Origin of the sequence: Citrobacter sp. Cpo061 (assembly GCF_030332845.1) — a bacterium.
GTDB lineage: Bacteria > Pseudomonadota > Gammaproteobacteria > Enterobacterales > Enterobacteriaceae > Citrobacter > Citrobacter portucalensis.
The window spans coordinates 376,883-397,086 of sequence record NZ_JAOWHB010000043.1; the positions used below are offsets into that span (position 1 = coordinate 376,883).

Below are 20,204 nucleotides of genomic sequence, written 5' to 3' on the forward strand. Positions count from 1 at the left end.
GCTTTTTCACTTTCCGTGTAGAGCGAAAGCGTAAAAAATATTCGCGACCCGCTTATTTAACCTGCTCCTGTAGCCAGCCAATAAACGCCTCGATTTTCGGCCACTGCCTGCCGGGCAGCGTGGTGATGTAGTAATGCTGATGACATTTCAGCGCCATATCGCCAAAAGGCGCAATCAACTCTCCGCTGTCGAGGCGTTTTTGCACCAGCCGTTTTCGGCCCATCGCCACGCCGATATGGTTCATTGCCGCAATTACTGCTAAATCCGAACGATCAAAACCAATCCCCGACGATGTCGGCAAATTCGCCGCAAAATGCTGCGCCCAACTGTGCCACTCATCGGTCCCGGAATCGTTACTCCACGCCTGTCTGTCGTGCAGCAACGTACAGTGCGGCAAATTCACCAGCGAACCGGTAAGGTCATGGCGGCGGGCGTAGTCCGGGCTGCACACCGGCAGGATCTCTTCATTCATCAGGAAGTGATGCGTGAGTTGCGCGGAGGGTGCATCGTCAAAATAGATGGCGAGATCGATACCCGCACGCTGTAGATTGACGTTGTCGTTTCCGGTCAACATGGTTAGCGAAATTGACGGGTAGCGACGGGTAAAGTCGCCGAGCGCCGGAACCAGCCAGCACTGGGCGATAGAAGGCCGTGAGTAGACGGTGAGCGTCCCCGAGAGCTCCTGATTCTTAATATCAAGAATCTCCTGGTTGAGCGTGTCCAGTGACGACTTCAGCGCCCAAAATACCCGTTTGCCCTCATGAGTGAGTTCCACTTTGCGATGAGAACGAACAAATAATTGGATACCAAGCTCATCTTCAAGCTGATTTATGCGATGGCTGACGGCGCTGGGGCTCAATGACAGCTCGTCTGCCGCCAGAGCAAACGACTGATGCCGGGCCGCCACTTCAAAAGTATACAGCTTTGACAGCTGCCAGCCGTTGAGCAGCCGGTTTCTGACTTCGCGTAGGGGATCCATTCTCACCTCCTTTCCTTCTGATTCATGCGCTGGAGTGTAAAAAAGTTCGCTGTAAAAATCAGCTCAAAGGTGAATCAGAGTGAACTATATCGCATAAACAAAGCGCAATTAGACATAAATCACTCATTTGATGCAATCTGGCTCATGTGAAGGGGGATTTATATCGTTTGTCAGACCATGCCTTATTTTTGTCCAATAACCCTATATTAATCACAGGGCAAGGTGAGTTATGCACTCTCAAATCTGGGTTGTGAGCACGCTGCTGATAAGCATCGTGTTAATCGTTTTGACCATCGTGAAGTTCAAATTCCACCCGTTTCTGGCGCTGCTGTTAGCCAGCTTCTTCGTGGGTACGATGATGGGCATGGGGCCGTTGGATATGGTCAATGCCATTGAGAGTGGCATCGGCGGTACGCTGGGCTTCCTCGCCGCGGTTATCGGCCTTGGGACCATTCTGGGCAAAATGATGGAAGTGTCCGGCGCAGCCGAACGCATTGGCCTGACGCTGCAGCGCTGCCGCTGGCTATCCGCCGACGTCATTATGGTTCTGGTTGGGCTGATTTGCGGGATCACGCTGTTTGTTGAAGTCGGCGTGGTGCTGTTGATTCCACTGGCCTTTTCAATTGCCAAGAAAACCAATACTTCATTACTGAAGCTGGCGATTCCGCTGTGTACGGCGCTGATGGCGGTGCACTGCGTGGTACCACCGCATCCGGCTGCCCTGTTCGTGGCGAACAAGCTGGGCGCAGACATTGGCACCGTGATTGTCTACGGCTTACTGGTCGGCTTGATGGCCTCGCTGATAGGCGGTCCTCTGTACCTGAAATTCCTGGGTAACCGTCTGCCGTTTAAACCGGTTCCGGCTGAGTTTTCTGACCTTAAAGTGCGTGACGAAAGTACGCTACCGTCGCTGGGTGCTACGCTGTTTACCGTTCTGCTGCCGATTGGCCTGATGCTGGTAAAAACCGTCGCTGAGCTGAACATGGCGAAAGGCAGCACGGTATATACGCTGCTGGAGTTTATTGGTAACCCGATCACCGCGATGTTTATTGCCGTTTTCGTTGCCTATTACATTCTCGGCCTGCGTCAGCACATCGGTATGGGTACGTTGCTGACCCACACTGAAAACGGTTTTGGCTCCATCGCTAACATTCTGCTAATTATCGGCGCTGGCGGCGCGTTCAACGCTATCCTCAAGAGCAGTGGGCTGGCGGATACTCTTGCGCTGATCCTCTCGAACATGCATATGCACCCGATTCTGCTGGCGTGGCTGGTGGCGTTAATCCTGCATGCCGCGGTGGGTTCCGCCACAGTGGCAATGATGGGCGCCACGGCAATCGTTGCACCGATGCTGCCGCTCTATCCCAACGTCAGCCCGGAGATCATCGCCATTGCTATCGGTTCCGGCGCTATTGGCTGCACGATCGTTACCGATTCCCTCTTCTGGCTGGTGAAGCAATACTGCGGTGCCACCCTGAATGAAACGTTTAAATACTATACGACCGCGACATTTATCGCGTCCGTGATTGCACTGGCTTGCACATTCCTGCTTTCCTTTATTATCTAAGCGCAAAGAGACTGACTATGGAAAACATTCAAACACTTATCGCCCAGTATCCTTTAGTGGAAGATCTGGTTGCTCTCAAGGAGACAACCTGGTTTAACCCTGGCACCACCTCTCTTGCGGAAGGTTTACCGTATGTTGGCCTGACTGAACACGCTGTTCAGGATGCCCACGCCCGTCTGACGCGCTTTGCGCCGTACCTGGCAAAGGCATTCCCGGAAACCGCGGCCACCGGCGGCATTATTGAATCTGAGCTGGCCGCGATTCCGGCCATGCAAAAGCGGCTGGAGAAAGAGTACGGGCAGCGCATCAATGGCGAAATTCTGCTGAAGAAAGACAGTCACCTGCCAATTTCTGGCTCGATTAAAGCCCGTGGTGGCATTTATGAAGTACTGACCCACGCGGAAAAACTGGCGCTGGAAGCCGGTCTGCTGACCACACAAGACGATTACAGCGTTCTGCTTTCGCCCGAATTCAAACAGTTCTTTAGCCAGTACAGCATCGCGGTAGGCTCCACCGGTAACCTCGGCATGTCGATCGGTATAATGAGCGCCCGTATCGGCTTTAAGGTGACGGTGCATATGTCGGCCGACGCCCGCGCATGGAAAAAAGCCAAACTGCGCAGTCACGGTGTGACGGTCGTGGAGTATGAAGAAGATTACGGCGTGGCGGTTGAACAGGGCCGTAAGGCGGCGGAGTCCGATCCAAACTGCTTCTTTATCGATGATGAAAATTCCCGCACGCTGTTTTTAGGCTATGCGGTGGCCGGACAGCGCTTAAAGGCGCAGTTTGCCCAGCAGGGGCGCGTGGTGGATGCAGACCATCCACTGTTTGTTTACCTACCATGCGGCGTCGGCGGTGGCCCTGGCGGCGTGGCGTTTGGCCTGAAGCTGGCGTTTGGCGATAACGTGCACTGCTTCTTCGCAGAACCAACCCATTCACCGTGCATGCTACTGGGGATTTATACCGGGCTGCACGATACGATTTCCGTGCAGGATATTGGCATCGACAACCTGACGGCGGCTGATGGGCTGGCTGTCGGCCGTGCGTCTGGCTTTGTTGGCCGGGCAATGGAACGTCTGCTCGACGGTCTGTACACCCTGGACGATCAGACTATGTACGACATGCTGGGCTGGCTGGCGCAGGAAGAAGGTATTCGCCTCGAACCGTCAGCGCTGGCAGGGATGGCCGGTCCGCAACACGTTTGCGCCTCTGCTGACTATCAGCACATGCACGGCTTCAGCGCGGATCAGCTCAATAACGCCACTCATCTGGTGTGGGCGACCGGCGGTGGAATGGTCCCGGAAGATGAAATGGCGCAGTATCTGGCCAAAGGACGTTAAATACAGCTGAGCTTAACGCAGCATCGCCATCAGCTCCATCGGTGAGCGATGCTGCTTAAGCAGGTCACGCATCACGCGCATATGCGGTGCGGTGTGGCTGAAGAAAGCCTGATAGCCTGCACACAGCACGCCCTTTCCATTTTCCTCGCAGTACGCAGGACAATCACCGTGGTAATATTGAAACAATGAGCATGTCTGACAACGCGTATTCCTTGATGACATGGTCTGTCGTTCAATCTGTGCCGTCAGACCACACCACTGGCGAAGCGTTTTATCGAAAAGCTGGATAGATATCTGATTAATATCTTCACGTACCCAGATATCAAATATCGTAATTAAAAATCGGCCCCACGCCTCAGACGTAACCGATTCGTCTGTCAGATGACCTGAATCATCGTGCTTAACCAGCGGAATAAATTGTACCAGGCGAACATTTCCTTGTTGCAAACCACGGTACACTTCAACCGGTTGTAAACACTTCTGATGGTCAATCACCACGTTTAAAACATCATCACTAACATCCATGTTCTCACATCCTGTCATGCAAAATTCCCGATAAATACGATAAGTTGGCGAACATGCGTTACAGCAAACAGCATTGCGAGGGATAACACCGCGAGGGAGATCATAAATTTGTCACGCACCGCGCGAGATTCAGAAAAATCGCTATGACTCACATCCATCAGATTACGGCTGCGGGTGTAGCGCCAGAGGATAATCGCCACTATCGCCAGCACAACTATCGATATCCAGAACAACACTCCCGCCTGGTGCCAGTTGTGCTTAATCGCCAGCGCCATTAACGCGCCATAGCCCAACAACGTGCGAAACCAGGCCAGTGAAGTCCGCTCCGGTTGTAACCCCGGGTCAGCGATGCGTCGCGATTTGCGGCTATCCGGCATACAGCACCAGCGTCATGACAATCACCGCCACAATAGTCAGCATGACGCTGATAATCAGCAGGCTGTGGGTGTAGGGCAAGTCCTCTTTCAGTCGCATCGCCTTTTCGTTACGTAGCCAGCGCAGATAGCCGTAGATCGCCAGACCGCCGGCAAACAGACACAGCAACAAGGCAAGCGCCTCACGGATGACCGGCGTGGCAAAATCCGGGGCCAGTTGATCAAGGCCAACTCCCGCCGCCAGAAATCCGAGCGCGGTGCGGATCCACGCCAGAAAGGTACGTTCATTTGCCAGCGAGAAGCGATAATCCGGTGCTTCTCCAAGGCGAGAAATCTTCATAACAGCTCCTTAAATATTGTTGTCTGGTCGTTATACCGGAACAGTTAAGGAGTATGAACCTGATTCTCAAACGAGAGGGCGTGTCGGGTGATGAGACAATGGGAAAGAGAGAGGGTGTTTGTAATGCCGGATGGAGAGTTGCGTTTTATCCGACCTACAGGAGATGCAGGCCGGATACGTCAGTTTTAACCTAATCCCCAGAAGAGCACCGCCAACAGTTGCGGGGTGATAATCCTCAGGAACATGACCAGTGGATAAACGGTAGCGTAGGAGAGCGCTGCCGCCCCGCTGGTGGCATGCAGGTTATTAGCAAACGCCAGAGCCGGGGGATCGGTCATTGAGCCAGCCAACATGCCGCACAGCGTCAGATAGTTCATTTTGGCAAAGATTCGCGCCAGCAAGCCCACGGTAATGAGCGGAATCGCGGTAATGAAAATACCGTAACCCACCCAGCTCAGACCATCTCCCTGTGTTAGGGTATCGACAAAATCACCGCCTGACTTCAGACCCACCACCGCAAGAAACAGCACGATACCCAACTCTCGCAACGCCAGGTTAGCGCTGGGAGGCATAAACCAGTACAGCTTACCGATGCTACCAATACGCCCCAGGATCAGGGCCATAATCAGCGGCCCGCCGGCCAACCCCAGTTTCAACGCCACCGGGAACCCCGGGATGAACAGCGGGATTGAACCCAGTAGAACACCCAGCCCGATACCGATAAATACCGGCAGCATCTGCACCTGCTGCAGTTTTTGCTGCGCGTTACCCACAACATTGGCAACGGCATCAATGGACGCGGGACGCCCCACCAGATTGAGGATATCCCCGAATTGCAGGCTGGCGTCACTGCTGGCTACCAGCTCAACACCCGCACGGTTCAGGCGGGAAATCACCACGTCGTAACGTTCTTTAAAGTGCAGGTCGCGGATACGTTTACCCAGCACCTGCTCGTTGGTCACCACCACGCGTTCTACGCGTAAATCGGTACCTCGCGTAGACAGCGATGTGTCTACCTCCTGCCCAATCACCACCTGCGCGTTATGCAGGTCAGCTGGCTGCCCGACCAGGTGTAGCAGGTCGCCCATCTGGATAACCGTCCCTGGCGACGGCACCATCAATGTCTCGTCACGTTTCAGACGCGAGCAGATGATTTTGTCGCTGTTCAGAATCGGGACATCCTGAATCGCCATATTGTTGATGTTTGGGTTTTCCACGCGGATGTTCATCGTCTGAATCAGTGCGTGCCCGTTGGTCAGCGTGGATTCATGCTGCTGGGCTTCAGCATCGACGTTAACGCGGAAAATAAGGCGCATCAGCCACATGGTCAGTAAAATTCCGCAGATGCCGAAAGGATAAGCCATGGCATAGCTCATCCCCATCTGGTCAACCACATCGCCAGGCGTACCTAAATCGCGCAGAATTTGCTGCCCCGCACCTAACGCGGGGGTATTGGTGACCGCTCCAGAGAATATTCCCAGCACCACAGGGAGAGGAATGGCAAAAATCTTATGCAGGATCGCGGTGACCAGGCCACCCATGATGACAATCAGCACAGCAAACAGATTCAGCCGCAGGCCCGAAACGCGCAGAGAAGCAAAAAAGCCCGGCCCCACCTGAATACCAATGGTGTAGACGAAAAGAATCAGGCCAAATTCCTGAATAAAATGCAGCATGTCGCCGCTCAGGGTCATCCCTGCCTGATCGACAAAATGCCCGACGATAATACCGCCGAACAGCACGCCTCCAATGCCAAAACCCACGCCACGTATTTTTATGTTGCCGATCCATAACCCGACAACTGCCACTAATGCCAGAACGCTGACCGTCAATGCTATATCACTCATATCCTGTTCCCTGTGAATAACATCATTAAGTAAATGGATTCTCGCAGAGTACAGTCGCAATGTATGGGTGGTAAAGCACAAAAAAGCCCCGTCATTTCTGGCGGGGCAAAGGCATGGAGCTATTTAACTATCTAATGCAGGACGTTCGCTGATGGCGATACGTTGTGGAGCAATGGTTTCAGGTTCATTCCGGGTCAAATCAATATGCAGCAAGCCGTTAGTGAAGCTTGCGCCGGAGACCTCCATATTTTCAGCCAGCGTAAAGCTCAGGCTGAACGGCTGAGTGACCAGCCCCTGATGCAACCATTTGGTCTCTTTTTCCGGCTGCTGCGGCGTACCTTTCACGGTCAGGCGCGTGCCTTCCAGTTGAATATCCAGATCTTCCTGGCGGAAACCGGCTAACGCAAGGGTAATGCGGTAGTGGTTATCATCGCTCTTTTCGATGTTATAAGGCGGGAAGCTCTGGCTTTCACCGGTGTTTTGCAAGGCATTGGCCAGTTTGTCAAAACCGATCCATTGACGCAGCAGTGGGGATAAATCGTAGTTACGCATAATAATCTCCTTCCAAGAAGCGAGTAGGTACCTTTCGGCTCCCTGACGGCAAGCCGATGACTTAGCAAGGCCGCCTGAAGCGGCCTACAGAATTAGTTGATTTCGATGCGGCGCGGTTTGTTCGCTTCAGGAATCACGCGCTCAAGATCGATATACAGCAGACCATTTACCAGGTTTGCGCCGCGAACATGAATGTTCTCCGCTAACTGGAACTTGCGTTCAAAGTTGCGCTCGGCAATACCCTGATACAGGTAAGTACGTTCTTTTTGATCGTCCGCATGGGCGCCTTTTACCACCAGCAGATTGTCCTGGGCAGTAATTTCCAGTTCGCTTTCAGCAAAACCGGCAACAGCAATTGCAATGCGGTAATGGTTTTCGTCTACCAGCTCAACGTTGTACGGAGGGTAGCCGCCATTGCTCTGGCCCTGATTGTTTTCCAGCAGGTTAAACAGACGGTCAAAACCAATAGCAGAACGGTACAGCGGGGATAAATCAAAGTTACGCATAATCAATAGCTCCTGAAATCAGCGAGAATAATTGACCTTCCATCATGGACAGGTCAGGTAGCCAGGACACCCATCAGGCATGCCCTTCATTTGTCTACACTCTAAAAATGGGTCTTAATACAAACTTTTCAAGCGTATTCATCTGACTTTTTTTGCAGTTTGTTGTCTATTGCATACACTGGGGGGAGCAGTTGTTCTCGTTAAATCGCGATGGCCGCCACAGTGCGACGAAATGGTGATGTTATTTTCGCAACGGATCGCTTTAACTCACCATGCAAACACGATAAATACAGATGAATAAATGATGATTAAAAAAATGTTGGTAACACTGACGATGTGTAGTGGGATGGCGTTTGTAAGCGGTTGTTCCAGCATCATGTCGCATACAGGTGGTAAAGAAGGGACGTATCCTGGCACGCGAGCCAGTGCCACAATGATTAGCGAAAGTGATACAAACTGGGGAACCAAGTCGCTGGCGATTCTGGATATGCCTTTTACCGCGGTGCTCGATACGGTATTGCTACCTTGGGATCTCTTTCGCAAAGATAACTCGGTGAGATCCCGCGTAGAAAAGAGCGAGGAGAGAACCCAGGCCACGAACGCCGTTATTCCCCCGGCAGAAATGTCTGCTCCATAAATTAACGCCCGGTTTCAGTCACCCACAGCTGGCGGAAACCCTCGACGTCTTCCATCCACGCAACCTGTCGACCATCAGGGGAGAAGACGATCGCATCGGCCGACGGCGGGTTATCATGACGTTCCGTTAAAAAATCAATCTCGCCCGTTTGAACATCACAACAGGCAATTCTGTTCTCCAGTACAAATCCCAGCCATTTCCCCGATGGGTGCCAGTTAAAGGCTGACTGAATATTCGTAGCGCACTGGGTAAGCTGACGCAGCGATCCACCCTGTGGGGAAATCAGCCATAGCTGTACAATACCGTTGTCATCACGCATTAAAAACGCAATCTCAGATGCCTTTGGATTACTGCGTACCCAGTGGCGAGGCTGATTCACCAGCCCCGGGAAGGCGCGCTCATGGGTAAACGTCAGACGGCGTTGGCGAATACCGGATGGTGGCGCAGGCATGGTCATGTCAGTCCCCTCCAGAGGCGCGCCCCCCGGCTGTTTCCAGCCGCTTTCATCCTGTGGCAAATCAACAATAAACAGCTCCGGTACTTTCTCGCCAGTGGCTGATAGCGTATCACCGATAAACGCCAGCCTGTTTTCTCCAACCCAGCCCTCTTCATAGGCGCGGTTAATCTCATCGCTACCCGGTTTTGGCGTTGGTGTCGTCTGGCTCACCAGCACGCACCAATGGCTGCCACTGTATTCACGCGGATGCTGCGCGGAGACCTTCACCGGACCATACGGTGCAGCCACACCGACGTTGCGTAAATCGAGCGCCGGAGAGCGCTCATGCAGAACATGGTCGTTATAGGTGAAACTGACAAACTCACCGTTCGGGCTAAACACATGCACATGACTCCCGCCGCGCAGCGCACCTGGCGTATAGGGCGCAGTAATATCCATTGCATCCAGATTCTCCACCCCAGCCTGCGTAACAATCACCCCACGACGATGATGGAAGTCGTAATGCCATGTTTCATCAGGATTTTCAGGCCCGTGAATGAATACATATTTTTCCAACTTTGGATGAACGGTCACCACGCCAACGTGCGATCCCTGAGTAGCCCGGTAAATCACCTCCAGCTCGCCAGTATGGATATTGACGCGCTCAATTGTTTCACCGGTAAAGGAAGCGCCGGAAGGGCGCACATCAAAGACCAGCCACTGGCTGTCCGATGTCCAGGTGTTGATATTGGTAAGCTGATGATTACGCGGCGTAAAGGTGATTTGCTTCATGAGATGCCCTGATACAAGACGATTAAAACAATCATACTTCACAAGCACTTCACTTTCAGGCTTTAGCGTATCGCCATCTTCATTTTTGCGGACAGAAAGATGGAACATTTTGACGTAGCGATTATCGGTTTAGGTCCGGCAGGCGCAGCGCTGGCGCGACAGTTGAGCGGAAAAATGCGCGTGATTGCGTTGGATAAAAAACGCCAGTGCGGCAACGAAGGTTTCACTAAACCCTGCGGCGGTCTGCTGGCCCCGGACGCCCAGCGTTCGTTTATCCGCGACGGGATAACCTTACCCGTTGATGTCATCGCCAACCCGCAGATTTTTAGCGTTAAAACGGTTGATGTTGCCGCTTCTTTGACGCGTAACTACCAGCGCAGCTACATTAATATCAACCGCCATGCTTTTGATTTATGGCTTAAATCTCTCATCCCTGATGATGTGCAGGTGTATCACGACAGCCTGTGCCGGAAAATCTGGCGCGAGGGCGATAAATGGCATGTTATCTTCCGCGCCGACGGTTGGGAGCAGCAGATAACTGCACGTTATCTGGTGGGGGCAGACGGTGCGAACTCACTGGTGCGCCGTCATCTCTATCCACAGCACCAAATCCGTAAATATGTCGCTATTCAACAATGGTTTGCGGAAAAGCATCCCGTACCGTTCTATTCCTGTATTTTTGATAACGATGCAACTGACTGTTATTCCTGGAGTATCAGCAAAGATGGCTATTTTATCTTTGGTGGCGCCTACCCCATGAAGGACGGACAGGCACGCTTTGACGCGCTGAAAGAGAAGCTGGAAGCGTTCCATTTCCAGTTCGGCAAACCGGTGAAAAGTGAAAAATGTACGGTGCTATTCCCCTCACGCTGGAAAGACTTCGTCTGCGGCGAGGACAACGCATTTTTGATTGGTGAAGCGGCCGGTTTTATCAGCGCCAGCTCGCTGGAAGGGATTAGCTATGCGCTGGACAGCGCGGAGATCCTCAAATCGGTACTGCTGCGGGATACGCCAGATATGAATCACGCTTACCGTAAAGCCACCCACAAGTTACGTCTCAAACTGTATGGCAAAATCCTGAAAAGCCGGGCCCTGACGTCAGCATTTTCCCGTAAATGGATTATGCGCAGCGGCGTTGCGCATATTCCCTTGGCAAAATCAGAAAGCCGCCCGCCAGCGAAAGAAAAACGTGAGAGAAAACGTAGTAAGGCAATGACATTGTGGCGCGTTTTCTTAAGGGACTGAGTTCACCTCGCTGTCACGGCCTTGTGCCACTGTAGCCAGCGCGGGAAAGTTGGCGGCAGTGTACCAGGAACCAGGCGTAGGCAGCCGCTCCATTGTACGGCCAGGCCAAAGTTCGAGTTGTGCCAACGCATCAAGGGAATATTCTCGCCAGTGATGTGGCAACATCAGTCTCAATGGCGAGGCTTGTTCACCCGGTACCGGCGTCGGTAAACGCGAGTCACTCACATCATAGTTTCTGTGCAGAACCAAATATTTCTCTGGAACCCGGCGCTGGCTATTCCACCATTTGCCATCCAGCATATCAAACTGAAAGCGGGTAATTTTTTCCGGTTTTGCCCCCAATTGCATCAACGCCTGGCGCAGCGCGTTGTTCATCGCCGCATCGTACATTTCCGTTGTTGCCAGTTGCCCATTGAGGATCAGCGATACCGCAATTCTGGCACCCAACAAATTTGAGTAGAGATCTTCCGGGGAAAATGCAGAAACCTCCTCTGAAAATCCAGGGACGGACTCAAAACCATACCATTGCGCAATTTCATGCCAGGCAGCGAGCTGAAACGCCAGATGCGCGGCCATCCATGCCGCCAGCGCGTAACGATCAGCAGGCTCTGCGGGGGGGGTGAAAGCGTTAAATACGATATGCCGTTGCGCAAGCTCATCATCCAGACGCAGCGTAAATGATTGACCAAGCCGTGGAAGAAGATGGCTAAAGAGCCAGGCCGTCATGTCTGCGGTATCACGGACATGTGCGGTATCAATGAAGCCACCGCGAGCGGTATACACTATGCCGTTATTCTCATGCCCGATCCCTGCCAGATTCGCTAGCCCTAACAGTAGGCTATCGTTATAGCGGTGCTCGCCGATGCTATCGATCGTGACAACATTATCAAGTTCATAAAATGGCACCGGCATATGCAGTACCTGTGCGTGCAGGTCGTAGCCAAACGCGCAGCACGGACGTAATCCCTGAGGTGCAGGGAGGGGCGAAACTACCGGCCAGGCAGTACCCTGGGCCTTATTCTCTGTAGAAACGAGCTGCAAAGTTACAGGTATTGCCGCACGGGCTATCGCCGTTGCCAGCCATAAGAGCGCTATTAACACCACCTTATTGATCAAAATGCCTCTCCAACCTGAAAATAAAAACCGCTGCTCCCTTTGCCAATCCCATAATCAAGACGCACATTCACCCGGGGCTTAAATTCAAAGCGGTAGCCCACACCGGCGGACGGTAACCAGCGTCCATCGTTCAGCGCATGAAAAGAGGGTCCCATCGTGCCCGCACCGAGCCAACCAACCACACCATGCCGCCAGTCAAGTTTCCGCCGATACTCCAGTTGCCCGCTGACGGCGTTTTTATCACGATAGCGCCCTTCGTAATAACCGCGCATACGCTGATTGCTGCCAAGCAGCGGCATCATGCTCCACGGCACATCGCCCTGGGTAAACGCGCCGTCCATCTCCCAGGCAAGCACATTGTTCTCGTCCAGCGAGTGATAGCGGCTGTAGTGCAGTTGATATTCATCAAATCGCGTATCGCTTCCCACCTCTGGTGTGAATCGGGTATAGCGCACATCGGCATACTGTCCTTTACGCGGGTTGGGAACAAAATCACGATCGTCCCAGCTGAGTTCGACACTACTTCCGGAGCTGAGAACCGACGCCCCCTGCCCGGTATGCTCAATGTTGGGCGGATCGTTATCGTCCATTTGGGTAGCGTGCTGGGCGTTCAGCGACCAGCCAAACCCCAGATAAACATTGGGTGCCAACTGGCGATACAACGTTGGGCGCAACTCCAGAACCTGAGCGGTGTATTGCTGTTTTTGGTTATCTTTATCCCCAGCGCTAAAACCTTGCCCCCAGTAGTAGGTTGGAGTATCCGTTAATGCACCATTGAGAAAAAATCGCCACCGATCGTCGGCAAAAAATGCGTAATTTTGCATCGTGATACCGAATGCGCCAGTTGAGCTAAAATAGCCGCTGAGCGTCAGCGTCGAGTTTTGGCTTACCGTATCATTCGGGTCAGGGCGATACATCCCCACCACCGCTGTACCGATCCCTAACCCCAGCTCCGGGGTATAAAACGGTCCCGGCATTACGCCCCAGTCAATGCCTTTGCTGGCGTCAAAGCTATCACTGGCACCCAACTTATTTAGCCAACCATCAACTTCGCCTCGGCTCGGCAACGCTGCCCGCACTGTACAGGAGAGCATGTTGAACAGCAGGAAGAGGGTAAGACGGCTCAAAAGCGATACTCTCCCGCCATGAAGAAACTGTTACGTTCAGCAAAGCCGATTTCGGTCGTGACGTTGAAGTTCCGGGTAATTTCATACTGTGCGCCCACCAGCACGTTCCAGGGGGATTGCAGATGCTGTTTAACGTCAAAGCGACCATTACCGTCTTTGTTGGCAATATCAACGAGTCTTTGCAGCGTTTCAGACGGCATGGTGAGGTCGTTAAGGCTACCGCTAAATTCTTGCTGCACGTCCTGGTACATACTGCCAACCCATAGATTCAACTTTCCGGATGGCAGGTGCAGCGCATCCACACTGGGGGTGGTAAAGCGATAACCGATGCGCGGAGAAAGGGTTAAGGCGTCAATACTCCCATCCAGAATATCGAACCGCGTCTGGGTGTAGTTGGCATCAAAAGCAGTAAACCAGTTGCCTACACCGCCAACCAGCGTCGTCCCTACGCCGTAGGTGGTGCCTTTAAAGTCGAGCTGAAACGCCAGATTCTGCAAACTGCTTGGTGTGCGGTCTTTAAGGGGGCCTTTTATCCCGACGCCTATTTGCGAAACGGAGTGGCCATCGGTATAGCCAATCAGGCCATAGACGTTCATAAACGGTAGCAGCCAGGCATCCAGCTTCAGCGTTTCGGTTTTACTGCGTTCACGCGTATTGCCGACGCTAATTTTAAACGCGTTATCCAGTGAGCGGCCACCGAGGGAAAGACCGTTGAAGTTAATACTATCCACATTAATATTTTGTCGGATATTCATGTAGTTAATATTCACGCCAAACGGTGCCGGTAGTTCATATCCGCGCTTACGCGCTTCATCGCCTAAAAAGGGCAAAATAGTGTGATTTTCGGCAGGTTTAACCGTCGTTTTTTCCGGTACAGGCGCAGACAGACCGTCATCCTGATAGCCAAAGAGAGGTGTAATAGTTGAGCTGGAATCCGTCGCGGCACTGGCATGAAAAACCAGACAGGAAGACGTTATCAACACCACGCGGATGCTTGTGTTTGTCATAAAAAAGTTTAGTAGCAGGCAGGAATTGCCCAGATATAAAAGAAGAAGGGAGAGTATAGAAGTTACGTACTATGTGGAGGTATTAATGTGCGGTTTCACATCTGATAATATAAATATATGTTTTATAACATTTTAATGTTAATGCCCAGCCGAGGCCAGGCATAACACGCATCAGGAAAGGACGTATTTCTCTATCGCCCAGGCGACGCCATCTTCTAGGTTAGATTTCGTCACGAAGTTGGCGATTTCTTTGACTGATGGAATAGCGTTATCCATGGCAACGCCCACGCCTGCGTATTCAATCATCGCAATGTCGTTTTCCTGATCGCCAATCGCCATCACCTCTTCGGCTTTAATGCCTAACGCATCGGCCAGCGATTTTACGCCCGTCCCTTTATTGACGCGTTTATCGAGGATTTCGAGGAAATACGGCGCACTTTTCAGCACGGTATACTTCTCTTTTACTTCCGCAGGTAGACGAGAGATAGCTTTATCGAGGATCTCCGGCTCGTCAATCATCATCACTTTCAGGAACTGGGTTGCGGGATCCATTTTCTCGGCTTCACAGAACACCAGCGGGATGGTCGCGACAAACGATTCGTGCACCGTGTAGTAGCTGATATCACGGTTCGCGGTATACAGCGTATTGCGATCGAGGGCGTGGAAATGCGAGCCAACTTCCCGGGAAAGCTGCTCCAGGTAACGATAATCATCATAGCTCAGCGCGGTTTGCGCCACGGTACTGCCATCCCCTGCTTTCTGCACCAGCGCACCGTTGTAGGTAATGCAGTAGTCACCGGGTTGTTCCATATGTAGTTCTTTCAGATAGCTGTGAACGCCGGCATACGGGCGTCCCGTGGTCAGCACCACATTCACGCCACGCGCGCGTGCCGCGGCAATCGCCGTTTTGACCGCTGGTGAAATGGTGTGATCGGGCAGCAGAAGTGTGCCATCCATGTCGATAGCAATAAGTTTGATAGCCATGAGTTCCCCGGATTAAATGAGTCCGTCCTCATGCTAACGCGATTCCGCTCAAAAAACAGCTACGAAAAGGGGGATAGAAAGGGGAATCGAGATTCCCCTTTTTGTAGATTGGTTGTCGTTTGTAGGCCTGATAAGCAACGCGCCAACAGGCACAATATAACGTCTTGCCGGATGGCGGCGTAAACCGCCTTATCCGGCCTACAGATTGGCTTAAATATCGATGTTCGCCGCTTTCAGGGCGTTTTCTTCGATAAACGCGCGACGTGGTTCAACGGCATCGCCCATCAGCGTAGTGAACAGCTGGTCGGCAGCAATCGCATCCTTCACGGTAACGCGCAACATGCGACGGCTTTCCGGATCCATGGTGGTTTCCCACAGCTGTTCCGGGTTCATCTCGCCCAGACCTTTATAACGCTGGATAGCGAGGCCACGACGAGACTCTTTCTGCAGCCATTCCAGTGCCTGCTCAAAGCTGGCAACCGGCTGGCGACGCTCGCCACGTTCGATAAACGCATCGTCTTCGATCAGCCCACGCAGCTTCTCGCCAAGCGTACAAATACGATGGTACTCGCCACCGGTCACAAATTCATGTTCCAATGGATAGTCAGTATCGACACCGTGGGTACGCACCCGGATCACCGGTTCGAACAGGTTCAGTTCAGCGTCTTTACGCACGAAGCTATTCCAGGTGCTGCCGTGCATTTCGTTTTCATTAAGCACGTTAACCAACTGGGAAACCCAGGCCGTAACTTTCGCTTCATCAGCCAAATCAGCTTCTGGCAGCGTCGGTTGATAAACCAGCTCTTTCAGCAGCGCTTTCGGGAAACGACGTTCCATACGGCCAATCATTTTCTGCGTCGCGTTGTATTCTGAAACCAGTTTCTCTAACGACTCACCGGAAAGGGCTGGTGCGCTGGCGTTGGTGTGCAGCGTTGCGCCATCCAGAGCGATAGAGATCTGATACTGATCCATCGCTTCGTCATCTTTAATGTATTGTTCCTGCTTGCCTTTTTTCACTTTGTACAGCGGTGGCTGTGCAATGTAAACGTGGCCGCGTTCAACGATTTCCGGCATCTGACGATAGAAGAAGGTCAACAGCAGCGTACGAATGTGCGAGCCATCGACGTCAGCATCGGTCATGATGATGATGCTGTGATAACGCAGTTTGTCCGGGTTGTACTCGTCACGACCGATGCCACAGCCGAGCGCGGTGATCAGCGTCGCGACTTCCTGAGAGGAGAGCATCTTGTCAAAGCGCGCTTTCTCGACGTTGAGGATTTTACCCTTCAGCGGCAGAATCGCCTGGTTTTTACGGTTACGGCCCTGCTTCGCAGAACCGCCCGCGGAGTCCCCTTCCACAAGGTACAGTTCGGACAGCGCCGGGTCACGTTCCTGACAGTCCGCCAGCTTGCCCGGCAGACCGGCTAAGTCCAGCGCGCCTTTACGACGGGTCATTTCACGCGCACGACGTGCAGCTTCACGAGCACGTGCAGCATCAATAATTTTGCCAACAACGATTTTCGCGTCAGACGGGTTTTCCAGCAGATATTCGCTCAGCAGTTCGTTCATCTGCTGTTCTACCGCCGATTTCACCTCAGAGGAGACCAGCTTGTCTTTGGTCTGTGAGGAGAACTTCGGATCCGGTACTTTCACGGAAACAACGGCAATCAGGCCTTCACGGGCATCGTCACCGGTAGCGCTGACTTTCGCTTTTTTGCTGTAGCCTTCTTTGTCCATGTAGGCGTTCAGGGTACGGGTCATCGCCGCACGGAAGCCTGCAAGGTGAGTACCGCCGTCACGCTGTGGAATGTTGTTGGTGAAGCAGTAGATGTTTTCCTGGAAACCATCGTTCCACTGCAGCGCAACTTCAACGCCGATACCGTCTTTTTCGGTGGAGAAGTAGAAGATATTCGGGTGGATCGGCGTTTTGTTTTTGTTGAGGTATTCAACAAACGCCTTGATGCCACCTTCGTAGTGGAAATGGTCTTCTTTGCCGTCACGCTTGTCGCGCAGACGAATAGAGACGCCGGAGTTCAGGAATGACAGCTCACGCAGACGTTTCGCCAGAATGTCGTATTCAAATTCAACAACATTGGTAAAGGTTTCGTGGCTTGGCCAGAAACGGACCTGAGTCCCCGTCAATTCTGTTTCGCCGGTTACTGCCAGCGGCGCCTGCGGCACACCGTGCACGTAAGTTTGCTGATGCACTTTGCCTTCACGACGAATCACCAGTTCCAGCTTCTGTGACAGGGCGTTAACGACGGAAACACCCACGCCGTGCAGACCGCCGGAAACTTTATAGGAGTTATCATCGAATTTACCGCCTGCGTGCAAAACGGTCATGATAACTTCCGCTGCCGAAACGCCCTCTTCCGGGTGAATACCGGTTGGGATACCACGGCCATCATCGGTAACGGACACGGAGTTGTCAGCGTGAATCGTTACCACGATATCTTTACAGTGACCCGCGAGCGCTTCGTCGATAGCGTTATCTACCACCTCGAATACCATGTGGTGCAGACCGGTGCCGTCATCCGTGTCGCCGATATACATACCCGGGCGCTTACGCACCGCATCCAGTCCTTTCAGGACTTTGATACTGGAGGAGTCATAAGAATTCGACATCAACGTTTCTCGCTCATTTTATCTTGGGTTAATCCGTTATTTTACCCTTTTCCACGGTAAACATCTTCGAATTTTCATCGGACATGTCTATAACGTGTTCAGCGCTGATTGCGCTGACAAAGACCTGAGATTGCGTGGCTTTTAAGCGGCTGGCCAGCAGTCCGCGACGCGCGTCATCCAGTTCAGAGGCAAAATCATCTATCAGGTACAGGCAGCGCCGCCCGCTTTCACGGGTCAGGAACTCCCCTTGCGCCAGACGTAAGGCGCACATCAGCAGCTTTAGCTGCCCACGCGACAACGTATCTTCCACCGGCGCACCGTCGGCGCGAATGCGGAAATCCGCCTTATGCGGGCCGTGCGCAGTGTAGGTCAACATGCGATCGCGTTCAAAACTGCGTTCCAGCACTTCGGCATAATCAGTCTCTTTCTCCCAGCCGCGCTGGAATGAGAAGGAGAGCGAAAACTCGGGAAGAAACTGCTGGCAGGTATCCGCCATATCCTGCGCGATACCGGCGCTGTACTCCGCGCGCCAGGTGCTGATTTGTTCCGCCAGTGGGATCAGTTCTTTATCCCACGGGCGCAGTTGCTCATAACGACTCACCTGGCGCAGCGCTGCATTGCGCTGCTTGAGCAGTCGCTTCAGGTTGCTCCAGGCGGTGAAAAATCCGACTTCATTGTGAAAGCATCCCCAGTCAAGGAATGCTCTTCTGTATTTGGGGCCGCCGTTGAGTAAAGTAAACCCCTCAGGCGTGATCAGCTGCATCGGCATCAGGTGCGCCAGTTCTGCGACCTTGTGCCCGTCAGTGCCGTCAATGCGCACTTTGCTGTCGCCCAGTTTGTCTTTCGTCAGGCCAATCGACGTTTCACGTTCTTCACCCTGCAAACGCCCGTGTAAAACAAACGACTCCTGCTCGTGGCGAATCACGCGGCCAATCTGCAAACTGCGAAACGCCCGGCCATGGCCGAGCGTATAGATGGCTTCCAGCACACTGGTTTTGCCGCTGCCGTTCGCGCCAACCAGGAAGTTAAAGCCAGGGGATAAAGCGAGATCCGCGCTTTCGATATTGCGAAAATCGCGGATCAACAGGCGGGTGAGCGACATTACAGTCTCATTGGCATAACAACATAGGCAGCCGACTGTGATGCGGCATCTTCAATCTGTACGCTCGATACGGAATCGGTCAGCAGAATACGCACGTTCTCGCACTTCAGCGCGTTCAGAACGTCCAGTACGTAGCTCACGTTAAAGCCGATTTCCAGTTCTGTACCAGGATAGGAGACATCCAGAATTTCTTCTGCTTCTTCCTGCTCCGGGTTGTTGGCGGTGATTTTGAGCTGGTTTTCGCTGACATACAGACGCACGCCGCGGAATTTCTCGTTCGACAGGATCGCCGCACGCGCAAACGCCTGTTTGAGAATATCGCAACCGGCTTCCAGATGTTTGTCCGGATTCTTCGGCAATACGCGGCGATAATCCGGGAAACGGCCATCAACCAGCTTAGAGGTGAAGATGAAGTCACCAACGTGCGCACGAATGTTGTTGCTGCCAATCTGCACGCGCAGCGGGTTATCGCCGCCGTCAAGCATACGCATCAGTTCAATCACACCTTTACGCGGTACGATCACCGAATGGCTTGGCAACGGCTGACCGACAGGCATTGAACAAACCGCCAGACGGTGACCGTCGGTCGCCACGGTACGCAGCTCTTCCCCTTCGGTTTCAAACAGCATGCCGTTTAAGTAGTAACGCACATCCTGATGCGCCATCGAAAACTGCGTGGCTTCAATCAGGCGCTTCATTGTGGCCTGCGGCAGGGTGAATTCGACTTCGCTCTGCCAGTCGTCCAGATTCGGGAAGTCGGCGGCAGGCAGCGTAGACAGCGAGAAACGGCTGCGGCCAGAACGCACCAGCATACGGTCGCCTTCCAGTTGAACGGCAATTTCCGCGCCTTCCGGCAATCCACGGCAAATATCGAAGAATTTACGCGCCGGAACGGTGGTCGCGCCAGGTTCATGAGGCTGGATCAGCGCCACGCGCGCCACCATCTCCATTTCGAGATCGGTACCGGTCAGCGAAAGCGTGCCGTCAGCAACCTGCAGCAGCAGGTTTCCGAGAATAGGCAGTGTAGGACGTCCACCCAGCGGGCCGCTGACCTGCTGAAGCGGTTTTAATAAATGTTCACGTTCAACGGTAAATTTCATAGC

19 protein-coding genes and 1 other annotated feature are annotated in these 20,204 nt (G+C 52.9%); of the genes, 4 read left to right on the top strand and 15 right to left on the bottom strand.

The genetic code is table 11. From position 1 onward, the window contains the following. Positions 1–52: 52 nt before the first annotated feature. Positions 53–979, bottom strand: a complete 927-nt coding sequence (dsdC, locus tag OGX97_RS14405) for a DNA-binding transcriptional regulator DsdC (RefSeq protein ID WP_048237046.1) — start codon at positions 977–979, stop codon at positions 53–55. A 229-nt stretch (positions 980–1,208) separates the two neighbouring features. Here dsdC and dsdX point away from each other — a divergent pair, with 229 nt between their 5' ends. Beyond that, positions 1,209–2,546 carry a D-serine transporter DsdX gene (dsdX, locus tag OGX97_RS14410; RefSeq protein WP_003827107.1) on the top strand — a complete coding sequence of 446 codons (1,338 nt, stop codon included), beginning with the start codon at positions 1,209–1,211 and terminating at the stop codon, positions 2,544–2,546. A 17-nt stretch (positions 2,547–2,563) separates the two neighbouring features. Further along, positions 2,564–3,886: a D-serine ammonia-lyase gene (dsdA, locus tag OGX97_RS14415; RefSeq protein WP_235126069.1), complete on the top strand. Its 1,323-nt coding sequence runs from the start codon at positions 2,564–2,566 to the stop codon at positions 3,884–3,886. A 12-nt stretch (positions 3,887–3,898) separates the two neighbouring features. On the opposite strand, the gene OGX97_RS14420 is transcribed toward dsdA, so the two are convergent. The 6 genes from OGX97_RS14420 to ibpA form a co-directional block, all read right to left on the bottom strand. Further along, on the bottom strand, positions 3,899–4,411 hold the full coding sequence (locus OGX97_RS14420) for a radical SAM protein (RefSeq protein WP_235126067.1): 513 nt from the start codon (positions 4,409–4,411) through the stop codon (positions 3,899–3,901). Between the two features lie 14 nt (positions 4,412–4,425). After that, entirely contained in the window at positions 4,426–4,788 is a 363-nt protein-coding gene (locus OGX97_RS14425; protein WP_008786533.1) for a DUF202 domain-containing protein, read from the bottom strand. After that, positions 4,778–5,125, bottom strand: coding sequence for a YidH family protein (locus OGX97_RS14430; protein WP_003023888.1), 348 nt, complete (start codon positions 5,123–5,125; stop codon positions 4,778–4,780). The genes OGX97_RS14425 and OGX97_RS14430 overlap by 11 nt, the downstream gene beginning before the upstream one ends. 185 nt (positions 5,126–5,310) lie before the next feature. Next, positions 5,311–6,972, bottom strand: a complete 1,662-nt coding sequence (locus OGX97_RS14435) for a putative transporter (RefSeq protein ID WP_048227364.1) — start codon at positions 6,970–6,972, stop codon at positions 5,311–5,313. Between the two features lie 123 nt (positions 6,973–7,095). Then, positions 7,096–7,524 (bottom strand): small heat shock chaperone IbpB, encoded by a 429-nt coding sequence (ibpB, locus tag OGX97_RS14440; RefSeq protein WP_003827096.1) that lies wholly within the window; start codon positions 7,522–7,524, stop codon positions 7,096–7,098. Between the two features lie 92 nt (positions 7,525–7,616). Further along, positions 7,617–8,030, bottom strand: coding sequence for a small heat shock chaperone IbpA (gene ibpA / locus OGX97_RS14445; protein WP_003023882.1), 414 nt, complete (start codon positions 8,028–8,030; stop codon positions 7,617–7,619). Beyond that, positions 8,024–8,096 (bottom strand) — a sequence feature (ROSE (Repression Of Heat Shock gene Expression) occurs in the 5'-region of heat shock genes and acts as an RNA thermometer to modulate expression.). Its footprint overlaps the gene before it by 7 nt. Before the next feature lie 238 nt (positions 8,097–8,334). Here ibpA and OGX97_RS14450 point away from each other — a divergent pair. After that, positions 8,335–8,667: a YceK/YidQ family lipoprotein gene (locus tag OGX97_RS14450; RefSeq protein ID WP_003023879.1), complete on the top strand. Its 333-nt coding sequence runs from the start codon at positions 8,335–8,337 to the stop codon at positions 8,665–8,667. Between the two features lies 1 nt (position 8,668). Here OGX97_RS14450 and OGX97_RS14455 read toward each other — a convergent pair whose 3' ends face one another. Beyond that, the gene (locus OGX97_RS14455; protein WP_219987980.1) at positions 8,669–9,895 is read right to left on the bottom strand and encodes a DUF3748 domain-containing protein; all 1,227 of its coding nucleotides are present in this window, start codon (positions 9,893–9,895) and stop codon (positions 8,669–8,671) included. Positions 9,896–9,994: 99 nt separating this feature from the next. On the opposite strand from OGX97_RS14455, the gene cbrA reads away from it, so the two are divergent. After that, positions 9,995–11,140 carry a colicin M resistance lipid reductase CbrA gene (gene cbrA / locus OGX97_RS14460; protein WP_235126065.1) on the top strand — a complete coding sequence of 382 codons (1,146 nt, stop codon included), beginning with the start codon at positions 9,995–9,997 and terminating at the stop codon, positions 11,138–11,140. Here the strand turns inward: cbrA and OGX97_RS14465 are convergent. The 7 genes from OGX97_RS14465 to dnaN all read right to left on the bottom strand — a co-directional run bounded on the left by OGX97_RS14465 (position 11,129) and on the right by dnaN (position 20,201). Beyond that, positions 11,129–12,256 (bottom strand): DUF4056 domain-containing protein, encoded by a 1,128-nt coding sequence (locus OGX97_RS14465; protein ID WP_235126055.1) that lies wholly within the window; start codon positions 12,254–12,256, stop codon positions 11,129–11,131. The genes cbrA and OGX97_RS14465 overlap by 12 nt on opposite strands. Then, the gene (locus tag OGX97_RS14470; protein WP_373371233.1) at positions 12,253–13,383 is read right to left on the bottom strand and encodes a BamA/TamA family outer membrane protein; all 1,131 of its coding nucleotides are present in this window, start codon (positions 13,381–13,383) and stop codon (positions 12,253–12,255) included. The genes OGX97_RS14465 and OGX97_RS14470 overlap by 4 nt, the downstream gene beginning before the upstream one ends. Next, a complete protein-coding gene (locus OGX97_RS14475) occupies positions 13,380–14,390 on the bottom strand; it encodes a hypothetical protein (protein WP_020996043.1) in 1,011 nt (336 codons plus the stop codon). Before OGX97_RS14475 ends, OGX97_RS14470 begins: the two co-directional genes overlap by 4 nt. 171 nt (positions 14,391–14,561) lie before the next feature. Next, positions 14,562–15,374, bottom strand: a complete 813-nt coding sequence (gene yidA, locus OGX97_RS14480) for a sugar-phosphatase (protein WP_008786541.1) — start codon at positions 15,372–15,374, stop codon at positions 14,562–14,564. A gap of 210 nt (positions 15,375–15,584) precedes the next feature. Further along, positions 15,585–17,999, bottom strand: coding sequence for a DNA topoisomerase (ATP-hydrolyzing) subunit B (gene gyrB / locus OGX97_RS14485; RefSeq protein ID WP_008786542.1), 2,415 nt, complete (start codon positions 17,997–17,999; stop codon positions 15,585–15,587). Between the two features lie 28 nt (positions 18,000–18,027). Further along, positions 18,028–19,101: a DNA replication/repair protein RecF gene (gene recF / locus OGX97_RS14490; protein ID WP_103284540.1), complete on the bottom strand. Its 1,074-nt coding sequence runs from the start codon at positions 19,099–19,101 to the stop codon at positions 18,028–18,030. Next, positions 19,101–20,201 carry a DNA polymerase III subunit beta gene (gene dnaN, locus OGX97_RS14495; RefSeq protein ID WP_003023863.1) on the bottom strand — a complete coding sequence of 367 codons (1,101 nt, stop codon included), beginning with the start codon at positions 20,199–20,201 and terminating at the stop codon, positions 19,101–19,103. Before dnaN ends, recF begins: the two co-directional genes overlap by 1 nt. Positions 20,202–20,204 lie beyond the last annotated feature (3 nt).

Coding starts and splice junctions, on each gene's coding strand:
- dnaN (WP_003023863.1), bottom strand. CDS start 20,201: ATGAAATTTACCGTTGAACGTGAACATTTATTAAAACCGCTTCAGCAG.
- yidA (WP_008786541.1), bottom strand. CDS start 15,374: ATGGCTATCAAACTTATTGCTATCGACATGGATGGCACACTTCTGCTG.
- recF (WP_103284540.1), bottom strand. CDS start 19,101: ATGTCGCTCACCCGCCTGTTGATCCGCGATTTTCGCAATATCGAAAGC.
- dsdC (WP_048237046.1), bottom strand. CDS start 979: ATGGATCCCCTACGCGAAGTCAGAAACCGGCTGCTCAACGGCTGGCAG.
- OGX97_RS14450 (WP_003023879.1), top strand. CDS start 8,335: ATGATTAAAAAAATGTTGGTAACACTGACGATGTGTAGTGGGATGGCG.
- gyrB (WP_008786542.1), bottom strand. CDS start 17,999: ATGTCGAATTCTTATGACTCCTCCAGTATCAAAGTCCTGAAAGGACTG.
- dsdX (WP_003827107.1), top strand. CDS start 1,209: ATGCACTCTCAAATCTGGGTTGTGAGCACGCTGCTGATAAGCATCGTG.
- OGX97_RS14475 (WP_020996043.1), bottom strand. CDS start 14,390: ATGACAAACACAAGCATCCGCGTGGTGTTGATAACGTCTTCCTGTCTG.
- OGX97_RS14420 (WP_235126067.1), bottom strand. CDS start 4,411: ATGGATGTTAGTGATGATGTTTTAAACGTGGTGATTGACCATCAGAAG.
- ibpB (WP_003827096.1), bottom strand. CDS start 7,524: ATGCGTAACTACGATTTATCCCCACTGCTGCGTCAATGGATCGGTTTT.
- dsdA (WP_235126069.1), top strand. CDS start 2,564: ATGGAAAACATTCAAACACTTATCGCCCAGTATCCTTTAGTGGAAGAT.
- cbrA (WP_235126065.1), top strand. CDS start 9,995: ATGGAACATTTTGACGTAGCGATTATCGGTTTAGGTCCGGCAGGCGCA.
- OGX97_RS14455 (WP_219987980.1), bottom strand. CDS start 9,895: ATGAAGCAAATCACCTTTACGCCGCGTAATCATCAGCTTACCAATATC.
- OGX97_RS14435 (WP_048227364.1), bottom strand. CDS start 6,972: ATGAGTGATATAGCATTGACGGTCAGCGTTCTGGCATTAGTGGCAGTT.
- OGX97_RS14430 (WP_003023888.1), bottom strand. CDS start 5,125: ATGAAGATTTCTCGCCTTGGAGAAGCACCGGATTATCGCTTCTCGCTG.
- ibpA (WP_003023882.1), bottom strand. CDS start 8,030: ATGCGTAACTTTGATTTATCCCCGCTGTACCGTTCTGCTATTGGTTTT.
- OGX97_RS14425 (WP_008786533.1), bottom strand. CDS start 4,788: ATGCCGGATAGCCGCAAATCGCGACGCATCGCTGACCCGGGGTTACAA.